Origin of the sequence: Microbacterium soli, from assembly GCF_039539005.1 — a bacterium.
Taxonomy (GTDB): Bacteria; Actinomycetota; Actinomycetes; order Actinomycetales; family Microbacteriaceae; genus Microbacterium; species Microbacterium soli.
In genome coordinates this window covers 173,380-197,163 of record NZ_BAABCP010000002.1, presented here as the reverse complement: position 1 = coordinate 197,163, position 23,784 = coordinate 173,380, and the positions used below count along the sequence as shown (strand labels likewise).

The 23,784-nt window shown below is 68.2% G+C and carries 17 protein-coding genes; 13 read left to right on the top strand and 4 right to left on the bottom strand.

Annotated features, from left to right (window positions below; genetic code table 11):
• Positions 1 to 40: 40 nt before the first annotated feature.
• On the top strand, positions 41 to 7,024 hold the full coding sequence (locus ABD770_RS13055; protein ID WP_344820110.1) for a PKD domain-containing protein: 6,984 nt from the start codon (positions 41 to 43) through the stop codon (positions 7,022 to 7,024).
• A gap of 39 nt (positions 7,025 to 7,063) precedes the next feature.
• Here ABD770_RS13055 and ABD770_RS13050 read toward each other — a convergent pair whose 3' ends face one another.
• Both ABD770_RS13050 and ABD770_RS13045 read right to left on the bottom strand, forming a co-directional pair.
• Positions 7,064 to 8,725, bottom strand: a complete 1,662-nt coding sequence (locus ABD770_RS13050; RefSeq protein ID WP_344820109.1) for a class I adenylate-forming enzyme family protein — start codon at positions 8,723 to 8,725, stop codon at positions 7,064 to 7,066.
• Positions 8,722 to 9,570 (bottom strand): SDR family oxidoreductase, encoded by an 849-nt coding sequence (locus tag ABD770_RS13045; protein WP_344820108.1) that lies wholly within the window; start codon positions 9,568 to 9,570, stop codon positions 8,722 to 8,724. The genes ABD770_RS13050 and ABD770_RS13045 overlap by 4 nt, the downstream gene beginning before the upstream one ends.
• A gap of 171 nt (positions 9,571 to 9,741) precedes the next feature.
• Between ABD770_RS13045 and ABD770_RS13040 the strand changes: the two genes are divergently transcribed.
• The 3 genes from ABD770_RS13040 to ABD770_RS13030 all read left to right on the top strand — a co-directional run bounded on the left by ABD770_RS13040 (position 9,742) and on the right by ABD770_RS13030 (position 13,426).
• Positions 9,742 to 10,770, top strand: a complete 1,029-nt coding sequence (locus tag ABD770_RS13040; RefSeq protein WP_344820106.1) for an MsnO8 family LLM class oxidoreductase — start codon at positions 9,742 to 9,744, stop codon at positions 10,768 to 10,770.
• A gap of 149 nt (positions 10,771 to 10,919) precedes the next feature.
• Entirely contained in the window at positions 10,920 to 12,857 is a 1,938-nt protein-coding gene (thrS, locus tag ABD770_RS13035; RefSeq protein ID WP_344820441.1) for a threonine--tRNA ligase, read from the top strand.
• Entirely contained in the window at positions 12,857 to 13,426 is a 570-nt protein-coding gene (locus tag ABD770_RS13030) for an HIT family protein (RefSeq protein ID WP_344820105.1), read from the top strand. The genes thrS and ABD770_RS13030 overlap by 1 nt, the downstream gene beginning before the upstream one ends.
• An 18-nt stretch (positions 13,427 to 13,444) precedes the next feature.
• On the opposite strand, the gene pdxY is transcribed toward ABD770_RS13030, so the two are convergent.
• Complete coding sequence (gene pdxY, locus ABD770_RS13025; RefSeq protein WP_344820104.1) at positions 13,445 to 14,296, bottom strand: pyridoxal kinase PdxY; 852 nt, start codon at positions 14,294 to 14,296, stop codon at positions 13,445 to 13,447.
• 31 nt (positions 14,297 to 14,327) lie between these two features.
• Positions 14,328 to 15,635 (bottom strand): aminotransferase class I/II-fold pyridoxal phosphate-dependent enzyme, encoded by a 1,308-nt coding sequence (locus ABD770_RS13020; protein WP_344820103.1) that lies wholly within the window; start codon positions 15,633 to 15,635, stop codon positions 14,328 to 14,330.
• A 79-nt stretch (positions 15,636 to 15,714) separates the two neighbouring features.
• On the opposite strand from ABD770_RS13020, the gene pdxS reads away from it, so the two are divergent.
• The 9 genes from pdxS to secF all read left to right on the top strand — a co-directional run bounded on the left by pdxS (position 15,715) and on the right by secF (position 23,722).
• The gene (gene pdxS / locus ABD770_RS13015; protein WP_344820102.1) at positions 15,715 to 16,617 is read left to right on the top strand and encodes a pyridoxal 5'-phosphate synthase lyase subunit PdxS; all 903 of its coding nucleotides are present in this window, start codon (positions 15,715 to 15,717) and stop codon (positions 16,615 to 16,617) included.
• The gene (pdxT, locus tag ABD770_RS13010) at positions 16,611 to 17,207 is read left to right on the top strand and encodes a pyridoxal 5'-phosphate synthase glutaminase subunit PdxT (protein ID WP_344820101.1); all 597 of its coding nucleotides are present in this window, start codon (positions 16,611 to 16,613) and stop codon (positions 17,205 to 17,207) included. Before pdxS ends, pdxT begins: the two co-directional genes overlap by 7 nt.
• Before the next feature lie 161 nt (positions 17,208 to 17,368).
• On the top strand, positions 17,369 to 18,133 hold the full coding sequence (locus tag ABD770_RS13005) for a YebC/PmpR family DNA-binding transcriptional regulator (protein ID WP_344820100.1): 765 nt from the start codon (positions 17,369 to 17,371) through the stop codon (positions 18,131 to 18,133).
• Between the two features lie 74 nt (positions 18,134 to 18,207).
• The gene (gene ruvC / locus ABD770_RS13000; RefSeq protein WP_344820099.1) at positions 18,208 to 18,798 is read left to right on the top strand and encodes a crossover junction endodeoxyribonuclease RuvC; all 591 of its coding nucleotides are present in this window, start codon (positions 18,208 to 18,210) and stop codon (positions 18,796 to 18,798) included.
• Between the two features lie 28 nt (positions 18,799 to 18,826).
• Positions 18,827 to 19,435 carry a Holliday junction branch migration protein RuvA gene (gene ruvA / locus ABD770_RS12995; protein ID WP_344820098.1) on the top strand — a complete coding sequence of 203 codons (609 nt, stop codon included), beginning with the start codon at positions 18,827 to 18,829 and terminating at the stop codon, positions 19,433 to 19,435.
• Entirely contained in the window at positions 19,428 to 20,468 is a 1,041-nt protein-coding gene (gene ruvB, locus ABD770_RS12990; RefSeq protein ID WP_344820097.1) for a Holliday junction branch migration DNA helicase RuvB, read from the top strand. Before ruvA ends, ruvB begins: the two co-directional genes overlap by 8 nt.
• A 69-nt stretch (positions 20,469 to 20,537) precedes the next feature.
• The gene (locus ABD770_RS12985) at positions 20,538 to 20,942 is read left to right on the top strand and encodes a preprotein translocase subunit YajC (RefSeq protein ID WP_344820096.1); all 405 of its coding nucleotides are present in this window, start codon (positions 20,538 to 20,540) and stop codon (positions 20,940 to 20,942) included.
• A 36-nt stretch (positions 20,943 to 20,978) separates the two neighbouring features.
• Positions 20,979 to 22,733 (top strand): protein translocase subunit SecD, encoded by a 1,755-nt coding sequence (secD, locus tag ABD770_RS12980; protein WP_344820095.1) that lies wholly within the window; start codon positions 20,979 to 20,981, stop codon positions 22,731 to 22,733.
• Positions 22,733 to 23,722 (top strand): protein translocase subunit SecF, encoded by a 990-nt coding sequence (secF, locus tag ABD770_RS12975; protein ID WP_344820094.1) that lies wholly within the window; start codon positions 22,733 to 22,735, stop codon positions 23,720 to 23,722. Before secD ends, secF begins: the two co-directional genes overlap by 1 nt.
• The last annotated feature ends 62 nt before the right edge of the window (positions 23,723 to 23,784 follow it).

Genomic DNA, 23,784 nt, shown 5'->3' with positions numbered 1-23,784 from the left:
TGCGCTGGGGCGACAGGCACCGGCGTCGAGGGGGACGTTGATGAGGACACGACTGCGCGCAGCCGGTGCGGCCGTCACAAGTACGATTCTGCTGTTGTCGCTCGCGGTGGGCATGGCGCCCGCGGCATCGGCGAATGCCGCGAATTTCCAACTGAACGGAAGCGTCTTCGGCCCCAACTCCTATGTGACGATCGACATCGGCACCCTCACCAACGACTGCGATCGCTTCGGGAGCACGTCCGACATCTACGTCGTGCCCGCCGGCTCGGTGGGCGAGGGCAGCGCCCTCAGCGACGCATCGGGCTCCCCGAACACTCTGATGGGAACGGGCCTCGGCGGTGGGGTCTTCGATGAGTTGATCGCGATCACGGAACCCGGCGGCACCCTCGGTCCCGGGATCTACGACATCGTCGAGGACACCTGTCAGGACGGGATCTTCAACGGCACCGACAGCATCCTCCGCAATGCCTTCGAGGTGGTCATCCCCACTGACATCCCCATCCTCCCAGACCTCCGTATTCAGGAGATGAAGGCGGGCGCCACTGCGCAGGGAGAATTCTGGGCGCGGGCGGCGATCGATCACTCGATCGTGTTCGCCGCGATCACCACCTACCAGCTGACCAGTGTGACCAACTGGGTCGACTTCTACATGACCTATGTGTGCGAGGCGATGCCGACGATCGAGGGCAGTCCGGTCACGCCGTGGTGCCCCACTGTCGGCATCATGGACACCATCCAGCTCGAGCTCGATGCGGTCAAGCTCCTGGTCGATCGTGCTCTTTACTACCGTGGTATCGCCGCCGACCCACCCGACCCTGATTTCGCCGAGCCGAGCCTCCCCGAGGCGCGTGATTACCTTGAGCCCGAGGCCGACGGGGCACTCGCCGACACGATTGCGAGCTACGGCAACCGCATCATGGATGTCAACGTTCTCTCCGCCGCCTTCCTCGGCTCCCTGGAGAAGTACCAGGGCGCCGCCCTGGAGGATGACGCCGTCGCGGCCCTCATGCACGCCCGCGACATCCAATCCTATGCGCGGTTGTTGAACACGGCGCTGTCGAACGAGTACTCCGCCTTCACCCGCTTCAACTCCCCGACGTACAACGGCGGGGTGAACGCGAATCTCGCACTGAATCGGATGCGCGACCAGCTCGCCTCTCTTGAAGCCGATGGCTTCGGCGCCGAGGACGAGCGCATCCTGCGCAACCTGGGTGCGACACCCGCGGAGATGCAGGAGATGGCAGAGACGCTTCTCGACCAGTTCGGCAGTGAGGACGTCCCCGCATCGATGACGGCAGTCGTCAACGCGCTCGCGAGCGTCAACAACCAGATGGCTGCGGCCTATACCAATCTCGGGAACGCGATGAACGACGTGATCTCCGAACTTGAGGATGTCGTCGCGGGGCGTGGGGAGACGCCGCGTCCGAGCATCGTGGGCATCAACGGCATCAATGCCACGACCACCATCGACACCCCGCGCACGCTCACCGTGAACTGCCCGACCTGCGAAGATGTCGAATGGGATCTCGACGGTGACGGCGCCTTCGACGATGCGACCGGCCTGAGCACCAGTCATGTCTTCACACGGACCGGAGGCCTCATCATCGGGGCCCGCGGAGTGAACGCCGAGGGCGGCGAGTCCACCCGGTTCGTGTGGACCGAGGTGAGGAGCGCCAACCGGGCACCACAGCACACCGCCGTCACCCCGGGCAGCGTCGTGGTGGAGGCGCCGATCGGATCCGCGCAGGAGTTCTCCGTCACACCGACCGATGCCGACGGCGACGTGCTCACCACGCGCTGGTTCCTCGACGAGGACGAGGTGGGAGCCGGTACGGAGTACTCCTTCGCACCGACTGCGGCGGATGCGGGCCGCGCACACAACCTGGTCGTACTCACCGACGACGGGCAGGGTCGCGCCGCGACGACGAACTGGGTCATCCTCCCGCTGCTCGCCGATGAGGACAGCGACGGTTGGACCGTCAATGCCGACTGCCGCGACGACGATGCGGCCATTCACCCCGGCCAGGCGGAGATCCCCGGCAACGGTATCGACGACGACTGCGACCCGACGACGCTCGACACCGGTCCACCGGTGCCCTCCATCGGCGTGTCGGCGTCCCCGGCGATCGTGGGCGAAGAGGTCGTCTTCACCGACTTGTCGAGCGACCCGGACGGCCCGATCGTCTCCCGCAGCTGGGACTTCGACGACGACGGCGTCGAGGACTCCACGGATGCCGAGGTATCACACACCTACACCGCCGCGGGAGACGTCACGGTGACGCTCACGGTCGAGGACGAGGACGGCAACGTCGAGTCCCTCAGCAAGATCCTCACCGTGACCGAGCGTCCGGTGGCGGCCTTCTCGTTCTCTCCCGATCCGGCGCTCGTCGGCAACCCGGTGACGTTCACCGATGCGTCAACGGATGCGGACGGCGTCACGGCCTGGGAGTGGGACTTCGATTACGACGGCACGACGTTCACCGTGGACTCCACAGACCGGAATCCGACGCACGCGTTCGGGGAATCCGTCGACGTCGCCCTGCGCGTCACCGACGCGCTCGGTGTGGCGTCCCCGATCGTGCACCACACGATCCCCGTCTCCGGGCCGCCGGTCGCCGCCTTCAGCCCGCTCCCCGAGACGGGCCTGGGCGACGTCGCGCGCGTCGAGCACGGTGGCGCGGCGGTGCTGTGGACGAGCCAGAGCGGCGCGGGAACCGGCGCCGCAGAGATGATCGACACCGACTATCCCTCTGCGGAGATCGGATGGACCACCGGGAACGGGTTGACCACCGATCAGAGGGCGGTCATCGACCTCGGCGGTGGGCGAGAGGGATGGCAGATCGAGGCCGTCGGGCTGCAGGCGGGATCAACATCCACTCAGCGTCCGCAGAACGTGCGCTTCAGTCTTTCCGGCACCTCCACCACCACCGGGTATGCGACGGTGCGGGAGGGCGTACTCGAGAACAGCGCGGACCTTCAGATCCTGGAGCTGAGCAGACCGCAGTCCGGGCGCTGGCTCATGTACGAGCCGCTCGACAACCGGGGTGGCGCGACGACCACGACTCTGCGCCTGCAGGCGCTGACCGGTCAACTCGGCGGGGCAACCGTCACCTTCCAGGACCGCTCGACCGATGGCGACGGGGACGACGACATCGTCTCCTGGGAGTGGTCCTTCGGCGACGGCACCACCTCGACGGAGCAGAGCCCCACGCACACGTTCGATGCCCCGGGCGACTACCCGGTGACGCTGACCGTCACGGATCGGGATGGCCTGAGTACCTCCAAGACCCTGAGGCAGCGCGTCGTCGCGCCGCTTCAGGCCCAGCCGTTCACCGTGCCGGTGAACCTGGAGGAGGGGCGCACCGGCTCGTTCAGCGACGTCACAGAGGCGACGCTGACCGACCGGGCGATCGTGGAGCGCGTCTGGGACTGGAACGACGGGACGACGCGGCTCGGAACGGTGGGGCCGCCCAAGAGCTTCGCGGACAACGGCACCTATGACGTCACACTGACCCTGGTCGACAGCATCGGCATGACCTCGCAGGTCGTGCAGACGCTCACCGTCACCAACCAGGATCCGACGGCGACGGCCGGCGCGGACATGCGCTCACCGGTGCGCGAGGTGTCGTCGGGAGTCTTCGGGGCGACATGGACGCCGACACCCAACGTCTTCGACCCCAGCTCCGTCGACCGGGAGTCGCTGACCTGCACCTGGGAGTGGGGCGACGGCACGGCGGCGGATGTGGTCCAGCCCTGCAACACCACCACCGGACGCGTGCCGCACGTCTACGGGCTCGGCGAGTACACCGCGACCCTCACCGTGGCGGACAAGGACGGCGGCACCGCGACGGACACCGCCGAGATCGTCGTCGAGCAGGCCCACACCTACCTCAGCGTGAGCCCCGTGCCGGGGACGGCGTCTGAGGATACGGTCACCGTGCGGGTGAAGCTGTGGAACGCCGACGGTCCCTACACGGCGATCGCCGGTGCAACCGTGGACGTCGCGCTGGGTGCGGAGTCGAGGACCGTGACCACGGACGCCGTCGGCGAGGCGCTGATCGTGCTTCCCCTCGGCGCGGATCGCGAGCTAAGGGCGGAGTTCGCCGGTTCGAGGCTGTATCACCCCGCTTCCGATACGGCCACCATTCCGCTGGTTCAGCGCCCCCCGGGCGACATCGTCTTCACCCTGGACGAGTCCGGGAGCATGGGAGCCGTGCAGCAGCGCATCCGCGACAATGTGGTGCGCATCGCGAACCAGCTCGCCGAATCCTTGGATTACCGGATCTCGGTGATGGGCTTCGGCAGCGGGTTCCCCGCCGTCGAGGGGCGTCCCGGTCATCTCCCCCGGATCATCGTCCCGGCGACCGATGACCTTCAGGAGGTGTCCGATGCGGCGGCGGCGCTGACCACCGGCGGCGGCACCGAGCCGGGCATCGACGCCATCGTGGAAGCGCTGAGCCCGAACGTCGGCCTGCGCCCAGGCGCGGGGACATGCATCGTCCTGGTGGGTGATGAGTCCACGCAGCAGGAGAACCACACGGTCGAGGACGCCGCGCAGGCCCTCGCCGACAACGATGCGCTCCTCTTCTCGATCGTCACCGTCAACAGCGGCACCGCGGATTACCAGCAGCTCGCCCTCGACAGCGGCGGCGCCGTCTTCGAGGTCGACGAATTCGCCGATGACCCCGAGCCCGTGCTGCAGGCACTGCTGGCCTCCTGTGCCACGGCGCTCGTGCAGCGCCCCGACCTCACCGTGTCGATCGACGACGGACGCGCCGATCTCAGCCCCGGGGAGACGGTCTCGTACACGACGACGATCACCAACGTCGGCGCGGTGGGCGCCACGGACATCGCGGCGACGGTCGAGCTGCCCGATGGGGTGAGCTTCGTCTCCGCCGAGGACGGCGGCACCGCCTCGGGGAACACGGTCAGCTGGCCGCTGTTCGACCTCGCATCGCTCGGAAGCACCACCCGCACTCTGACGGTGACGGTGTCCGACACCGCGGCTGCAGGGGAGGAGATCACCCTCCGCGCTGAGGCGTTCGATGATGGCGCGAACGGCAACGACCTCACCCCGGCGAACAACGTCGATGAGGACACCGACACGATCCTCGCCCTGCCGACGCTCACCGTGGTGACGACTGTCATCAACGATGACGGCGGCACAGCCGAAGCGAAGGACTTCGATGCCGTGGTGACCGGCGTCGCGGGTCAGGTGTCATCGGATGCCGGTGATACGGCGGGAACGGTGCACGCGTTGACCGTCGGGGACTACACGGTCGGTTCGACGGGTCTCGCCGACTACACCACGGCCTACGGCGGCGACTGCGCCGCGGACGGCACCGTGAGCCTCGCCATCGGCGTGGATGCCACCTGCACGATCACGCACGATGACATCCCCACAGCGCAGCCCGAAGGCACGCTCACCGTTATCACCACCGTGATCAATGATGGCGACGGCACCGCAGGAGCGGAGGACTTCCGCGTCACGATCGATGGCCCGAGCGGTCCGACGACCTCGGACGGAGACGCGGATGGGACGACGCACACGGTTCTGCCCGGCGACTACACCGTGGAGACCACGAGACTGCCCGGGTACGACACGACCATCGGCGGTGACTGCCTGGCCGACGGAACGGTCTCCGTACCCGACGGCGGCGTCCGCACGTGCGTCATCGTCCATCACGACACCGTGGCACCCCCCGACGACGGGGTGCTGACGATCGTCGTCACCGTCATCAACGATGACGGCGGCACGGCATCGTCGTCCGACGTCACCGTCACGGTCACCGACCTCGGAGGAGCGACCCAGGAGGAGGCCGGAGACGAAGCGGGCAGGAGCCGCACAGTGGCTCCGGGGTCCTACAGCATCTCCTCTTCGCCGCTGCCGGGCTACACCGACTCCCTCGGCGGCGACTGCGATGCCGCGGGCGAGGTCACGGTGGCCGCCGGTGCTCACGTCACCTGCGTGATCGTGCTGAACGACATCGCACCCCCACCGCCGCAGAAGGCCCGACTGACGGTGTTCACCGAGGTGATCAACGACGACGGCGGATTCGCAGCGGCGCCCGAGTTCCAGATCGTCCTCGGCGACGGGACGGCGCACCTGTCCGCGGATCCGGGCAATCCGGACGGAACCGTGCACTCTCTGGATGCCGGCGAGTACGTGCTCAGCGCGGGTGCTCACCCCGGATACACGATGACGATCCGAGGCGACTGCGCTTCGGACGGCGCCATCGAGCTGGATGCCGGTCAGGAGGCCTCCTGCACGCTGGTCTTCGACGACATCCCCGTCGCCCCGCCCGTGATGGGCGTGCTCACACTGGTCACCGAGGTCTCCAACATGCACGGAGGCTCCGCTGTCCCGTCCGATGCCACGATCGCGGTGCGCGGCTCCGACGTCGACGAGAGCGCTCCGGGCGATGCCACAGGCACCGAGCGGACGCTGATCGTGGGGTCGTACACCGTGACGGCGAGCCCGTTGCCGGGATACGGATACGTCATCGAAGGCGATTGCAGCGCCACCGGAGAGGTCGAGCTGACCGTCGACGGGGCAACCTGCACGGTCACCTACTCTGATGTCCCCGGCACGCTCACGGTCGTTCTGATCACTGACGACTCCGCGGCCGCCGAACTGACGGTGGATGGGGTTCCGACACGGTTCGGTGACGCGACGCCGCTGGCGGCCGGAGAGCACACGGCCGCCGTGACCGCGCCGGAAGGCTACGCCATCGCCATCGCAGGAGCGTGCGCTTCGGACGGAATGGTGTCGCTGGGCCTTGATGAGCATCTGATCTGCGAGGTCCGGGTCGTCGCCCCCGAATCCGAGAATCCGGGCGACGTGCCGGGGGAGGCGGATCCGTCGCCCGGCGTTCCGGGTTCGAAACCCGGAGACGGGCACGACGGACTGCCGCGCACCGGAGGCACGGCACCGATCGGTGCGCTGGTGCTGGGAGGCGTGCTGCTTGCGGTGGGGGCGATCGTGACGTTCCTGCGTCTCCGGCGCCCGGGAGGAAGGCGCTGATGACGCCGCCCTGACTCCGGACGGCAGCGGACCGCGGGGTCAGGGGGTGACGAAACGGCCCGACGCGGCGTCGGCGACGGTCTGCTCCTTCATCTTGAAGTGCTGCTTCTTGCCGGTGGCTGTGTACGGCAGCTCAGTGACGAAGGCATATCGGCGCGGGCGCTTGTAGTCGGCGAGCTTCACGCTGTTGCGCAGGTACGCGTCCAACTCCGAGGCCGCGGCGGCGGCATCCGTCAGGCTGCCCTGGCGAGGCTGCACGTAGGCGACCACGATCTCACCCCACTTCTCATCGTCCAGGCCCACGACGATTGAGTCGGCGACCCCCTCATGGGAGGCGAGAACCTCCTCGACCTGGACGGGGTGAACGTTCTCCCCGCCGGAGATGATCATGTCGTCCTTGCGGCCGACCACCGTGACGATCTCGTTCTCATCCCAGGTGGCCAGATCGCCGGGATACACCCAGCCATCCCGGAACTTCTCGGCCTGCTCCTCGGGGTTGTCCAGATACGCATAGCCGGACTTGACCGACCGCATGATCACCTCTCCGATCTCCTGCCCGTCCTTGCGGGCATGCTCATGGGGAGCGGAGATGCGACCGGGCTGCACGGTGACGACGGCCACATCGTCATCGAGGCAGGCTCGACCTGCTGCGCCGGCGGCGGCCGGCAGATCTCCGGGACGGAGGTAGGTGTTCCAGAACGCCTCGGTGGTGCCGTAGCCGTTCGCGATACGGGGTGAGAGCACGCGCTGATAGCGCAGGGCCGCGTCCCGGCTGAGCGGCGCGCCCATCGTGACGATTCCGCGCAGCGATGACAGATCACGCGGATGCGCCTCCTGCTCCTCCGCAAGGCGCTCCAGGTTCGTCGGCGCGCCGATGACGTAGGTCAGGGCGTGCTCCTGCACGGCGTCCAGCACGGTCTCCGGGTCGAACTGGGGGAGGGTCACCACCTCGGCGCCGACGAAGAAGGCCGTGTTCGGACCCGCGCAGTAGTTTCCTCCGCGATGGAACCAGGGGGACATGTTCATGGTCCTGTCATCGGGACCGAGGGGGAAGTGCATCGTCACGTCGTGTGCGGTGAGCATCTCGTTGAAGCTGGTCAGAGGCACCGCCTTCGGCATGCCCGTGGTGCCGCTCGTGTACAGTCTGCTGGTCTCGTCCCAGGTGCTCGCGCCCTCGGGGGCGCGGAACGAGGGCGTCTCGTCCGCGAGCAGCTCCTCGAAGCGGATGGCGCCGTCGATGGGCTCTCCGCCCACGGCAGCGATGATGTCCGGACGATGCGCGGCGATGCGCAGCGCTTCGGCGGCGGCGTCGGCCTCCGTGCCGTCGTACACGAACACCGCGGGCCGTGCCTGATCGAGGATGTGCGCGGTCTCGGCCGGTGCCAGCCGGAAGTTCATCGGCGAACTCACGCCGCGCAGGCCCTGCGCGGCGATGTACAGGAAGGCGAACTCGGGGGTGTTCTTGAGCTGATGGCAGATGATGTCACCCACTCCGACGCCGTGCGCGCGAAGACCCTCGACGAGCGCACCGGTGGAACGACCGAGCTCGGCGTAGGTCCAGGAACGACCCGAGGGCGGGTCGGTGAGTGCGGTGCGGTGCGCATAACGATGCGTGTTGCGGGCGAAGGCCGCCGCCCAGGTGAAGTGACTCTCGAAGACGCGCTTGAGCTCGCTCGGGTCGTAATCGGTGTTCCCTGTCATCTCTCCTCCTCCTGCGCCGGCGACTCTGCTCGACGCTCGTTCTCGCTCCTCGGGTTCCGTGAGGCGGGGATCGCCGCAGCATCCATCTCGCCCCAGAACGGCGGTGCGACGATGGTCAGCCCGCCGTCGACGACGATTGTCTGACCCGTGATGTAGCCGGCGCCCGGGGACAGCAGGAAGCGCACGGTCCGCGCCATCTCCTCGGCAGTGCCCGCACGGCCCAGCGGCACGCGGGCCGTCACCTCCGGCAGGTCGGGCATGCCGGGCTGCCGGTAGAAGTGGTGCAGCGAATCGGTGTCGATCAGGCCGCCGTTGACGGCGTTGACCGTGATGCCGCGGGGACCGAGCTCGGCGGCCAGGTGTCGCACCCAGGACTCCAGCGCGGCCTTGTCCGCGCCGAGGGCACCGTACGAGGGAAAGGCGCGCTGCGCACCGTAGCTCGTGATCGCGACGATGCGTCCGCCTGCGGTCATCGTCTGCACGGCGTGCTGCGCGAGCAGCACGAAGGAGCGCACGTTCGTCGCCCAGGAGCGCTGCAGGTTCGCCGCCGTGAGACCCGCGACCGGCTTGAACGCGGATGCGGCGGCGTTGGCCACGACGAAGTCGAAGCTCGACCCTCCGGCGAAGGCGGCTGCGATGTCGTCGGCGCTCTCCAACTCGACCCGGATGGCACGAGCCGAGCCGCCCGCGTCGCGGATGCCGTCGACGACAGTCGCCGCGCTGTCGGCGTCACGTCGGTAGGTGATCGTGACCTCGACCCCGTCGGCGGCCAGGAGCACGGCCAGGCGCGCGCCCATCCCGCGCGAACCGCCGGTGATCAGCGCGGACGGAGCGGAATCAGCCATGCGCACTCCCACGTGTCAGATCGCGGCCAGCATAGTCCTTGCGCCGGTGCACGGCTACGGGTGTCGTGGGTCGACGGTCCGCCCCTCGGAGCGCGGTCGAGCCTCGGAGCGCCTCACCGGCATGCGATAGCGTCGGGGGAAGGTGCAGGACGTTGCGGAGGAGCCCGTGTCATGAAGCTGTCCATCGTCGATCTGGGAACCGTCGAGCCGGACACCACCGAGACGGAGGCGCTCGCCGAATCGCTGGAGACCGCAAGGCACGCAGAGGCGCACGGCTTCCACCGGATCTGGTTCGCCGAGCACCACCTGTCGCCGTCGGGCGCCTCGCACCACCCGGAGCTGCTGATCGCGGCGGCCTCGGCCGTGACCTCGCGGATCCGCGTCGGCTCGGGAGCGGTGCTGATGAACCACTACAGCCCGTTCAAGGTCGCCGAGATGTACCAGCAGCTGGAGGCGACGACCCCCGGCCGCATCGATCTGGGTATGGGCAGGGCCACCGGCGGCCCGGTGGTGGACCTCGCCCTGCAGCAGAACCGGCAGCAGCCGCATCAGGCCGATCACCAGCAACAGGTTCTCGAAGCGCTCGCCTGGCTCTACGACGCCTTCCCCGAGGACCATCCGTTCCACGGGCATCCGCTCTCGCCCTCCGTGCCGTCACGACCGCAGACGTGGTTGCTGGGGTCGAGCCTGAACGGGTCGAGCCTTGCCGCGGGGCTGGGTATCGGGTACACCTTCGCAGGATTCATCAATCCGGCTGCCGCGGCCACCGCAATGCGTCGCTACCGTGCAGAGTTCCAGCCGCAGGGCTTCGGTCTGGCGGAGCCACGGTCCATTCTCGGAGTGAACGTCACGGTCGGCGAGACGACGGCGGAGGGCCGGTACCTGGCCGGCTCGCCCAAGGGCTTCTACGCGCGACTCGCACGGATCCGCAGCATGAGCGAAGCAGGCAGGGTCATGGTCCCGACCCCGCAGCAGGCGGAGGCGGAGATGACCCAGGCGGAGAAGGACGAACCCACCGAGATCGTCGACGGACGCTGGCCGAAGTTCGTCGCCGGGGGCCCTTCGGACGTCCGGGCCACGCTGGAGCAGATGGCGCAGGAGAGCCAGGCCGACGAGATCATGATCCAGGACATGATCGCCGATCCGGCACTTCGCCGCCGGTCGCATGAGCTGCTGGCGGATGCCTTCGGCCTGAGCTGATCACAACGGGAAGGATGACGCGGCGCACCCGTTCGGACGAGTAATCTGGAACAGACCCCGGATGGAGATTTTCTGTGCCTGAGAACGCCCAGCCGAACGCCGACGCGCGTGACGGCTTCGCCCTGTTCACCGATCGTTCCGTCGTCGCCATGCGCGTCAACGGTGTGCTGAAGGACCTCGCCGCCACCGTGACCGACACCGACGAGGTGGAGCCGGTGACCATCGACAGTGCAGACGGTCTGAACATCCTCCGCCACTCGACCGCGCACGTCCTCGCGCAGGCCGTGCAGCGCATCCGTCCTGCCGCCGACCTCGGCATCGGTCCCTTCATCACGGACGGCTTCTACTACGACTTCGGTGTCGATGATCCGTTCACCCCCGAGGATCTCAAGGCGATCACGAAGGAGATGCAGCGCATCATCCGCGAGGGCCAGCGCTTCACCCGCCGGGTCGTCACCGCGGACGAGGCGCGCGCGGAGCTCGCGGACGAGCCGTTCAAGCTCGAGCTGATCGACCTGGCCGGCGGCCCCGGTTCCGGTGCGGACGCCGCAGAGGGCGCATCCGTCGAGGTGGGCGCGGGGGAGCTGACCATCTACGACAACGTCACCAAGGACGGCGACGTCGCCTGGAAGGACCTCTGCCGCGGGCCTCATGTGCCCAGCACCCGGATGCTCGGCAACGGCTGGGGGCTGACCCGTGTGGCCGCCGCCTACTGGCGGGGCAGCGAGAAGAACCCGCAGCTGCAGCGCATCTACGGCACGGCCTGGCCCAGCAAGGACGAGCTGCGCGCCTATCAGGAGCGTCTGGCGGAAGCCGAACGGCGCGATCATCGCAAACTCGGCATCGAGATGGACCTGTTCTCGTTCCCCGACGAGATCGGCTCCGGCCTGGCGGTGTTCCACCCCAAGGGCGGCATCATCCGCTACGAGATCGAGGAGAACCTGCGCAGACACCTGCTACGCAACGGCTACGACCTGGTCAACAGTCCCCACATCACCAAGAAGGACCTGTTCATGACCTCCGGTCATCTGCAGACCTATGCCGACGGCATGTTCCCCCCGATGCATCTCGACGAAGTGGTGGACGATGACGGCACCGTGACCCGTCAGGGCCAGGACTACTACCTGAAGCCCATGAACTGTCCGTTCCACAACCTCATCTACCGGGCCCGCGGACGCAGCTATCGCGAGCTCCCGCTGCGCCTGGCGGAGTTCGGCACGGTGTACCGCTACGAGAAGAGCGGCACGCTCTCCGGCCTCACCCGTGTGCGGGGTCTGACCCAGGACGATGCCCACATCTACGTCGCCCAGGACCAGGTGCAGGACGAGCTGACCGCCAACCTGAACCTCGTGCTCGATCTGCTGCGCGACTACGGCCTGAACGACTTCTACCTCGAGTTGTCGACGAACGAGGAGGGCGACGACAAGTTCCTCGGCGAGCCCGAGCAGTGGTCCAGCGCCATCGAGACGCTGCGCGAGGTCGCCCTGGCCTCCGGCCTCGAACTCGTGGCCGATCCCGGCGGGGCGGCGTTCTACGGCCCGAAAATCTCCGTGCAGGCGCGGGACGCCATCGGCCGGACCTGGCAGATGTCCACCATCCAGCTCGACTTCAACCAGCCCGAGCGCTTCGACCTGGAGTACACCGGCCCGGACGGCGCCAAGCACCGTCCGGTGATGATCCACCGTGCGCTGCTGGGGTCGGTGGAGCGCTTCTTCGCCATCCTGCTCGAGCACTACGCCGGCGACTTCCCGCTGTGGCTCGCCCCTGCACAGGTCGTGGGCGTGCCGGTGGCGGATCAGTTCGGTGGCTATCTCGACGACGTGATCGGCCGTCTCAGGGAGTCCGGTGTGCGCGCCGAGGTCGACCACTCCGACGATCGGATGCAGAAGAAGATCCGCAACCACACCACCGCGAAGGTTCCGCTCCTGCTCATCGCAGGGGAGCAGGACCGGGCGGCGGGCACCGTGTCCTTCCGGTTCCGTGATGGCTCGCAGGAGAACGGCGTGCCCATCGACACGGCGATCGATCGCATCCGCACGGCCATCGCCGCGCACGCGCGGGTGATGACCGCGGAAGACCTCGCCTGATGTCCGCCCCTGCGGATCCGGGCCCCGTGACGGACTCCGGGTCGTTGGAGGATGCCGCTCGTCTGGTGGGCGTGCCGGACGAGTTCCAGCGACTGTGGACCCCGCACCGCATGGCTTACATCCAGGCCGGGCCGGAGCCGCTGCGGCAGGAATGCCCGTTCTGCGAGGCTCCGCGGCATCCCGACGAGGAGCGGCTCATCGTCGCCCGGGGGGAGACCGCATACGTGCTGCTGAACCTGTTCCCGTACAACTCCGGTCACCTGCTGGTGTGCCCGTACCGTCACATCGCGACGTACGACCGGGCGACGCCCGAGGAGGTCGCCGAGATCGGCGCGCTCACGCAGACCGGGATGCGCGTGCTACGTGAGGTCTCGCACTGCGACGGGTTCAACCTGGGGATGAACCAGGGGCATGTGGCCGGTGCGGGCGTGGATGCGCACCTGCATCAGCACATCGTGCCGCGCTGGTCATCGGATGCGAACTTCTTCCCGATCATCGCCAAGACCAAGGCGCTTCCGCAGCTGCTCGGCGAGGTGCGTGAGGCCGTAGCGAACGCCTGGCCGCGCTGACGGCCGGCGTCGCGCGCGTCAGCGCACCCGGTACGCGGTGAATTGCAGGCGCGGGTTCGCGTAGGCCTCCTGCGATTGGATCAGCTGCAGCTCGCGCTCACCGGAGTCGAGGGTGTTCTGCAGCAGGTCGAAGACGCTCGACACGGTGCGCTCCAGGGCGAGCCTCGCATCACCGGTCTCGACGTAGTGCGCGGTGAACAGCGCCGCCGTGACGTCGCCGGAGCCGTTGGCCTTCAGGGGAAGCCGCGGTGTCGCCACCAGCCACGCACCCTGCCCGTCGACCGCGAGCATCTCGATGGTGCCCTCCTCACGATCGGGGCGCTCGACCGAGGTCACCAGCACCACGGAGGGTCCCATGGCCGTCGCGGCGTCCACGGACGCCAGCGTGGACTCCAGGTCGGCGGGTTCCGTGCCGGTCAGGTAGCCCAGCTCGAACTGGTTGGGCGTGATGATGTCGGCGACCGGCACCACTTTCTCGCGCAGCAGCTCGGGGATGGCCGGTGCGACGAAGCACCCCGACTTGGCGTTGCCCATCACCGGGTCGCAGGCGTACACGGCGTCCGGGTTCGCCGCCTTGACCTTCGCGACCGCCTCGACGATGACGTCGGCGATGCCTTCGCCACCCTGGTAGCCGCTGAGCACCGCGTCGATGTGCGGCAGCACGCCGCGCTCCTCGACGCCGGTGATGACATCGCGCACGTCGTCCGGGGCGATCATCGGACCGCGCCAGGCGCCGTAGCCGGTGTGGTTGGAGAAGGTGACCGTGTGGACCGGGAGCACCTCGACGCCGATGCGCTGCAGAGGGAAGACGGCGGCCGAGTTGCCGACGTGGCCGAAAGCCACGGCCGACTGGATCGAGAGGATCTTCATCCTGTCATCCTCTCATCCTCGGCGGCGTCGCTCAGCGTGCGGCGGTCTCCAGATCACGCAGCAGGCGGGCGGTGTCGTCGTCGTCCAGATCATGCACGGTCAGCCGCAGACAGTCGGATGCCGGGGATGCCTCGTCGATGCGGAACTCGTCGCCCGTGCGCACCAGCCAGCCGCGACGCATGAGGCGCGCAGCGGCCGTGCGCGCCGGCACCGGCAGTCGCACCCACACGCTCAGCCCGTCGGAAGACGGCGTCCGCATGCCGCGCTCGACCAGAGCATCCGTGAAGGCGCGGTTGCGCTCGGCGTAATGCGCGGCGGCCTTCGCGATCTGCGCACGCACGCGAGGATCCGACAGCTGCGCGTGGGCGAGCCGCTGCAGCAGGTGGCTGACCCAGGTGGTGCCGGGGTTGAGGCGCAGGGCGAGGCGCTCGGCCGTGGTGGGATCGGTCGCCGCGAGCGCGAGGCACATGTCCGGTCCGAGGAACTTGGACACCGAGCGCAGCAGCGCATAGCGCCGGTGATCTGGTCCGATCAGCGTGGAATACGGGTGCACGGAGAGCATCGAGAAGTGATCATCTTCGATGATGAGGACGTACGGATGCGGGCGCAGCACCTCGCGCAGAGCTGCGGCGCGCGCGGGGGAGAGGCTGACCCCGGTGGGGTTCTGCGCTCGCGGCGTGCTGATGATCGCGCGGGCACCGGCATCCAGTGCCGCACGGAGGCCCTCGACCGTCATCCCCTCCTCGTCCACAGGGATGGGCACCGCGCGGTAACCGCCCAGGCGGACGGTGTGGATGCTGGCCAGGAAGCACGGATCCTCGAGGGCCACGGCATCGTCGCGCATGAGAGCCTGCGCAAGGAGTCGCTCGACGGCGTCGACCGCGCCGCTGGTGACGGTGATGCGCATGTCACTGCGGGGCAGGTCGCTGCGCATCCATTCGTGAGCCCACCGCTCCAGCTCGGGGTCGATGACGGGCTCCCCGTACAGGACGGGCCTGCCAACCAGTGCGGAGAGTGCTGTAGCCGGGTCGGGGATCAACCGGGGATCGGGGTTGCCCGAGCCGATGTCCTGCAGCACGGTGTCGGCCGCGATGCCCTCCTGAGCGACGTGGGCGGCCCCGGCCATGAGCGTGCCGCCGCGCCCCTTCGACACCACGAGACCCGCGTGAGCGAGTTGGCGGTATGCGGCCACGGCGGTGTTCCGGTTCACGCCGAGCGTGGCCGCCAGCTCGCGGACAGGGGGGAGAGCATCGCCGGGGCTGAGCAGCCCGCGCTCGCGCAGCGCTCGCACGCTGTCGGCGATCTCGGCTGCCGTGGTGCCTGCGATCTCGACGTTCATCGTCTTGATTCTAGAGTGCTATCTTTTGACATAGGTCAATCAACCGTTTGTACTCATCCGATCCCGCCGAGGAGACACGATGGCAGCCACCGAGCAGACACCCACCACCGGATCCCAGCGCGTCAAGCGCGGACTCGCCGAGATGCTCAAGGGCGGCGTCATCATGGACGTCGTCACCGCCGAGCAGGCCAAGATCGCCGAGGACGCCGGCGCCGTCGCCGTCATGGCCCTCGAACGCGTCCCCGCGGACATCCGCGCCCAGGGCGGCGTCTCCCGCATGAGCGATCCGGACATGATCGACAGCATCATCGAGGCGGTCTCGATCCCCGTCATGGCGAAGGCCCGCATCGGTCACTTCGTCGAGGCGCAGGTGCTGCAGGAGCTCGGCGTCGACTACATCGACGAGTCCGAGGTGCTCTCACCCGCCGACTATGTCAACCACATCGACAAGTGGGGCTTCACCGTTCCCTTCGTGTGCGGTGCGACGAACCTCGGCGAGGCACTGCGCCGCATCAACGAGGGCGCGGCGATGATCCGCTCCAAGGGTGAGGCGGGCACCGGCGACGTCTCGGAGGCCATGAAGCACATCCGCAAGATCCGCGGCGAGATCGCCGCCCTCGGTGCACTGTCGAAGGATGAGCTGTACGTGGCGGCCAAGGAGCTGCAGGCGCCCTACGAGCTCGTCGCCGAGATCGCCGAGACCGGCACGCTGCCGGTGGTGCTGTTCGTCGCCGGCGGGGTGGCCACACCGGCCGACGCCGCGATGATGATGCAGCTGGGCGCCGACGGCGTGTTCGTCGGTTCCGGCATCTTCAAGTCCGGCGACCCGGCGGCACGGGCTGCGGCGATCGTGAAGGCCACCACCTTCCACGACGACCCCAAGGTCATCGCCGACGTCTCCCGGGGTCTCGGCGAGGCCATGGTCGGCATCAACGTCGCCGACCTCCCCGCACCGCACCGTCTCGCCGAGCGCGGGTGGTGAGCACGCCGCGGGTCGGTGTGCTCGCACTGCAGGGGGACGTGCTCGAGCACGTCGCCCTGCTCGAGCACCTCGGCGCCGAGGTCGTGCGGGTGAGACGACCCGAGGAGTTCGCGCTCGTGGACGGCCTGGTCATCCCGGGCGGCGAGTCCACCGTGATGGACAGGCTCTCGCACCTGTTCGGGCTGGCCGCCTCCATCCGCTCCGCCATCGGCGAGGGCATGCCGATGCTCGGCACCTGCGCGGGGCTCATCATGCTCTCCGATCGACTCGTGGACGGGGTGGAAGGACAGCGGACCTTCGGCGGCCTGGACGTCGTGACCAGGCGCAACGCGTTCGGCAGGCAGACGGAGTCCTTCGAGGCCGAGCTGGACATCCCGGCGCTGGGCGCCGAGCCCGTGCACACGACGTTCATCCGCGGCCCCGTGGTCGAGGAGGTCGGGGCGGATGCCCGGGCGCTGGCGACGCTCCATGACGGGCGCGTCGTGGCGGTGCAGCAGGGCGACCTGGTGGGGATCAGCTTCCATCCGGAGCTCTCCGGCGAGCCCCGGTTCCATCAGCACTTCCTGGACCGGGTCGCGGCGCGCGGCTGAATCCTCTCCGCGCGCGCTGACTTCGCCGGATGCATCCATCTTCCGGCACCATCGACATGAGAGGCACGGGATCCGTGGCCTGACGGCGGAAAGCCCTCGATTCGTTAGACTGTAAGACGCCCTGGAGGCGACTGCGGGGCACACGAGACGAGCGGAGACATATGTCCGGGCATTCCAAGTGGGCCACGACCAAGCACAAGAAGGCGGTCATCGACGCACGCCGTGCCAAGTCGTGGGCCAAGCTGATCAAGAACATCGAGGTGGCGGCCAAGCTCGGTGGTGCCGACCTGGACGGCAACCCGACGCTCTTCGATGCCGTGCTCAAGGCCAAGAAGACCTCCGTCCCGAAGGACAACATCGATCGCGCGATCAAGCGCGGCGCCGGCATCGGCGGCGAGGCCGTCGAGTACACGTCGATCATGTACGAGGGATACGGGCCGAACGGGGTCGCGTTCATGATCGAGTGCCTCACCGACAACAAGAACCGCGCAGCGGCGGAAGTGCGCACGACGCTCAGCCGCAACGGCGGCACACTGGCCGACCCGGGATCGGTCGCCTACAACTTCACGCGCAAGGGCGTCATCGTGGTGGGCTCGGAGGGCACCACCGAGGACGACGTCATGATGGCGGCCCTCGAAGCGGGCGCCGAGGAGATCGAGGACCACGCCGAGGGCTTCCAGGTCATCACCGAGGCGAACGACCTCGTTGCGGTGCGCTCCGCGCTTCAGGAGGCCGGCATCGACTACGAATCGGCCGACGTCGAATTCGTCCCCAATCTGAAGGTCGAGATCGACGCCGACACGGCTCGCAAGGTCTTCCGGCTGATCGACGCGCTCGAGGACAGCGACGACGTGCAGAACGTGTTCACGAATTTCGATCTGACCGCCGAGGTGCAGGCCGAACTCGCGGACGACGACGAGGAGTGAGAGCCGCCGACAGGCTTCCGAAGGCCCCGGGCGCGCCTGCGCCCGGGGCCTTCCTGCGCACGTAGCCTGGGGGAGTGAGCACTCTGCGCGTACTGGGCATCGACCCCGGCCTGACCAGGTGCGGCGTCGGCGTCGTCGACGTCGACCGCACACGGCGCGCGACCCTCGTCCATGTCGGAGTCGTGCGCACACCACTGGAGGCCGATCTCCCCGCCCGCCTCGCGGCCGTCGCTGCGGGCATCAGAGAGGTCATCGCCGAGCATCGGCCGGATGCCGTCGCCGTGGAGCGGGTGTTCGCCCAGCACAATGTGCAGACCGTGATGGGCACGGCGCAGGCATCCGGCGTGGCTCTCCTGGTCGCGGCTGAGGCGGGACTTCCCGCCGACACGCACACACCGAGCGAGGTGAAGGCCGCCGTGACCGGGTACGGCTCGGCGGACAAGAGACAGGTGCAGTCGATGGTCGCCCGCATCCTGCGTCTGGACGTGCTGCCCAAGCCCGCCGACGCCGCCGATGCGCTGGCGATCGCCCTCTGCCATGCCTGGCGGGGCGGCGAGACGGCGCGGGCGGTCGCCGGCGCGCTCACGCCCGCACAGCGGGCCTGGACCGACGCCGAGCGGAGCACACGGGTGCGTGATCGGCGTCTTGGACCCGTTCACCGGTGAGCACGCGGAGGCTCGATAGGGTGGACGCATGATCTCCTCCCTGCGCGGCACGGTGCTGCATGCCGCCCCGGACCGCGTCGTCGTCGAGACCGGAGGGGTCGGGTTCTCGGTGTTCGTGCCCGCCGACGTCGCCCACACCGCGGTCGTCGGCCAGCAGCTGAGGCTGCACACGAGCCTCATCGTGCGCGATGACGCGCTGACGCTGTACGGCTTCGCCGACCGGGACGAACTGGAGGTCTTCGGGCTGCTGCTGAGTGTCACGGGAGTGGGCCCGAAGTCCGCGCTCGGCGTGCTCTCGCACCTCACCGTCGACCAGATCGCCGAAGCCGTCACGGGCGAGGACGACGCGCCGTTCCGCCGGGTGTCCGGCATCGGGCCCAAGACCGCCAAGCTCATCGTCCTGCAGCTGGCGGGCAAGGTGCAGGCGCACGTCGCGAGTGCACCGGCGACGGCGGCGAGCACGGCTGTCATCGATCAGGTGACGGCCGCGCTGGTCGGCCTCGGCTGGAAGGAGAAGGTCGCGGCGGAGGCATCCGCGCAGTCCGCCGAAGACGCGACGGATGCCGAACGGGAGTCCGTCTCCGCGCTGCTGCGCCGCGCCCTGGCCGCCATGGGACCGGGAGCCGCGCGTGGCTGAGGGCGCGCAGGATCACCCCACGACCGGGCAGGCCCTCGACGAGACCGAGCTCGCGATCGAGGGCGCGCTGCGCCCATCCAGCCTGGGCGAGTTCGTCGGCCAGCCGAAGGTGCGCGGCCAGCTGCAGCTGCTGTTGGAAGCCGCCCGCATCCAGGAGCGTCCAGCCGATCACATCCTGCTGGCAGGGCCTCCGGGGCTCGGCAAGACGACGCTGGCGATGATCGTCGCCCACGAGAGCGGGCGTCCGCTTCGCCTCAGCAGCGGACCTGCCATCCAACATGCCGGAGACCTGGCGGCCCTGTTGTCCAGCCTCACCCCCGGCGAGGTGCTGTTCATCGACGAGATCCACCGCATGGCCCGCTCCGCCGAGGAGATGCTGTATCTCGCGATGGAGGACTTCCGCATCGACATCATGGTCGGCAAGGGCGCCGGCGCCACGAGCATCCCGCTGGATCTCGCGCCGTTCACGCTCGTCGGCGCCACCACACGGGCAGGGTTACTGCCCAACCCGCTGCGGGACCGGTTCGGGTTCACCGGCCACCTCGAGTTCTACGACGAGAGCGACCTGGAGCAGGTGATCTCGCGCTCGGCATCAGTCCTCGGCGTGGGGCTCCCCTCGGATTCCCTCGCGGAGATCGCGAGACGCTCGCGCGGTACGCCGCGGATCGCGAACCGGCTGCTGCGCCGCGTGCGCGACTACGCGCTCGTGCACGGTGGCGGAGACGAGGGCACGCTCGAGGATGTGCGCGCCGCGCTCGAGCTGTACGACGTCGACGCCATCGGCTTGGATCGCCTCGACCGCGCTGTGCTGAACGCCCTCGTGCGACGCTTCCGCGGCGGTCCCGTCGGGCTGAGCACACTGGCGGTCGCCGTCGGCGAGGAGGCCGAGACCGTCGAGAGCGTCGTGGAGCCCTATCTCGTGCGCATCGGCTTCCTCGGGCGCACGCCGCGCGGTCGGATCGCGATGCCGGACGCCTACCGGCATCTGGGGATCGCGCACCCCGAGGGTTCGGCATTGCTCGATGACCTATAATCGCTGAAGACTTCACGGACCCTCGCGCATCGACGCGTTCGGCATGCACCTCGAAAGGCTCTTGCTCTCATGGAAATCATCCTCTTCGGACTTCTCGCCGTGATGCTCGTGTTCATGTTCATGAACTCGCGCAAGCGCCAGAAGCAGATGAAGGCGCAGCAGGAGGAGAAGGCTGCCAAGACCGTCCCGGGGGCGAAGGTCCTCCTGCAGGGCGGGCTCTACGGCACGATCGTGTCCTACGACCCCGTCGACCTGGACAGGCCCGCCGAGGTCGAGCTCGCACCCGGCGTGGTCATCGAGGTGCACAGCCAGGCGATCCTACGTGTGGTCGACCCGACCGAGTCCGTGGAGGAGGACGAGGACGACGAGGCGGACGAGTCCGCGGCGCAGAGCTTCGACGACGGCATCGAGTCGATCAAGGTGGAGACGCCCGAGGAGACGAAGGCCCGTCTCGAGCGCAACAACGACAACTGACGCACGGCGTCTCCTCTCACCCGGAAAGCTGACCACGTGGCATCCACATCCCCCACCCGTCATGCCTGGCGGGTCCTCCTCGGCCTGCTCATCGTCACGGCTGTGCTGTTCGGCATCAACGCCCTCGGCGTCTATGTCTTCAAGACGGAGGCCGGAGAGCCGGCCAGCTCGTGGGCACCGGAGCTCGCGCTGGACCTGCAGGGCGGCACGCAGATCATCCTGCAGGCCAGCACGCCGGACGGTGCCGCACCGAGCAACGAGCAGCTGAACCAGGCCGCCGCCATCATCCGTCAGCGCGTGGACGCCTCCGGCGTCGGCGAGGCCGACATCACGACGGAAGGCGGGCGCAACATCGTGGTCCAGATCCCCGGTCCGGCTGATCAGGCGACCAGGGACAGGATCCAGGCCAGCGCCAAGCTCGAGTTCCGCGCTGTTCTGGCGGCCTCCGGTCCGGCGAACGAGTTCGTCGGCGAGGACGGCAAGAGCACGCCGTTCCCTGCACCCGATCCGACGCTGGAGGCGACGCCCACCGCGACGCCGACGGATGCCTCCGACCCGGCCTGGCTCACCCCGAAGCTGCAGGCCGAGTTCCAGGCGTTCGACTGCAGCGCCGAGCAGGACGGCAATCCGCCGGAGGACCAGCCGCTGATCGCCTGCGAGGAGGGCGACCAGGGCGTCTTCACGGCGAAGTACATCCTCGGACCGATGGAGCTGGACGGCACCGTCATCAACGACGCCACGGCCGGCCGCGAGCAGCAGTCCGGAAAGTGGACGGTCAACCTGTCGCTGGACGCCCACGGCACGAAGGTCTTCGGTGAGATAAGCCAGCGTCTCAACGCCAACCGGCTCGCTCAGCAGAGCCCGCGCGACCAGTTCGCCTTCGTCCTGGACGGCAAGGTGATCTCGGCACCGGTCATGCAGGCCACGATCCTCAACGGCAAGCCCAGCATCTCCGGGAACTTCACGCAGGAGAGCTCGAAGGCCCTCGCCGATCAGCTCAAGTACGGCGCCCTGCCGCTGAGCTTCTCGGTGCAGAGCTCGGACACCGTCTCGGCGACGCTCGGCTCGCAGCAGCTGCAGTACGGGCTCATCGCGGGCCTCATCGGTCTCGGACTCGTCGCGATCTACTCACTGCTGAGTTATCGGGCCCTCGGCTGGGTGATCATGGCGTCGATCGCCGTCATGGGCGTCCTGACGTACATCTTCATCGCCATCCTGGCCTGGCGGATGGGCTTCCGACTCTCTCTCGCGGGCGTCGCGGGACTGATCGTCTCGATCGGATTCACGGCCGACTCGTTCATCGTCTACTTCGAGCGAATACGTGACGAGCTGCGGGACGGGAGGACCATCACCGGCTCGATCGAATACGGCTGGGATCGCGCGAAGCGCACGATCTACATCGCGAAGTCGATCAACATCCTCGCGGCCGTCGTGCTGTTCATCCTTGCCGATGCCACGGTGAAGGGCTTCGCGTTCACACTGGGGCTGACCACGCTGATCGACGTCTTCATCTTCGTCATCTTCACCCACCCGGTGATGCAGATCCTCGCGCGGACGGAGTTCTTCGGCGGAGGTCATCCGCTCTCCGGGCTCAACGCCGAGGCGCTCGGCGCCCCCGCCAGAGCTCGCACGGAGTTCCGCACGGTCGCGACGGGATCGAGCGGTCGTGCCGCGCGCAGCAAGGGCGCTCGGGGAGAAGCCGAGAGGCGCCAGACCATCGCCGAGCGCAAGCGCGCTGAGGCCCTTGTCGCCACGGGATCCGCGGATGCCGGGAAGGAGTCCGACGTCTGATGGTTTCCATGAACGAATTCGGCAACAACCTCTACTCCGGGAAGACGTCCTTCCCGTTCGTCGGCAAGCGCCGGCTGTGGTTCATCATCGCGGTCCTTCTGGTGGTGGGATCGGTACTGGTGCCGCTGGTGCGCCCCATCCAGTTCTCCATCGAGTTCACCGGCGGCTCCCAGTTCATGGTCGTCTCGCCGGCCTCGACGGACCAGAACACCGCCACGGATGCCGTCCGTGCTGTGGTTCCCGAGGCTGCGACCCGTGTCGTGGTCGTCAACGACAAGGACATCCGCGTTCAGACCGACCAGATGTCGCCGAACCAGACCCAGGAGGTCAAGGCCGAGCTGGCGAAGGCCTACCAGGTGCCGGTGGATGAGGTGGCCGACTCGTTCATCGGTCCGGCCTGGGGAGAGAACGTCACGCGCCAGTCGCTGTGGGGCCTGGCGATCTTCCTCGCGCTGACCTTCCTCATCCTCGGCATCTACTTCCGCACCTGGAAGATGTCGGCGGCATCGATCATCGGTCTGCTGGACGTGCTGATCATCACCGTGGGCATCTATGCGCTGGCCGGCTTCGAGATCTCTCCGGCGGCGGTGATCGGGTTCCTGACCATCCTCGCGTATTCGCTCTACGACACGACCGTCGTGTTCGACAAAGTGCGCGAGAACACCACGGAGGACGCCGATCAGACCAGTCGGACCTTCGGGGAGTCGGTGAACCTCGCGGTCAACCAGACTCTGGTGCGCTCCATCAACACATCCATCGTGGCGGCGCTGCCGGTCGGCGCGATCCTGTTCATCGGCGCGCTGTGGTTCGGCGCGGAGACGCTGTCCTCGATCTCGCTGTCGATCTTCGTCGGCATCCTCGTCGCGACGTACTCCACGCTCTTCGTCTCCGCGCCGCTGTACGCGGCATTCCGGCAGGGGGAAGAGGAGATCATCGCGCACGACAAGAAGGTGCTCAAGGCGCGCGAGCGCGCCGCCGTCTCGGCGTGATCCCGGAACCGGAAGTCGGGTCCGCTCCCGCGTAGGATGGGGTGATCGCGGGGACGGGAGCA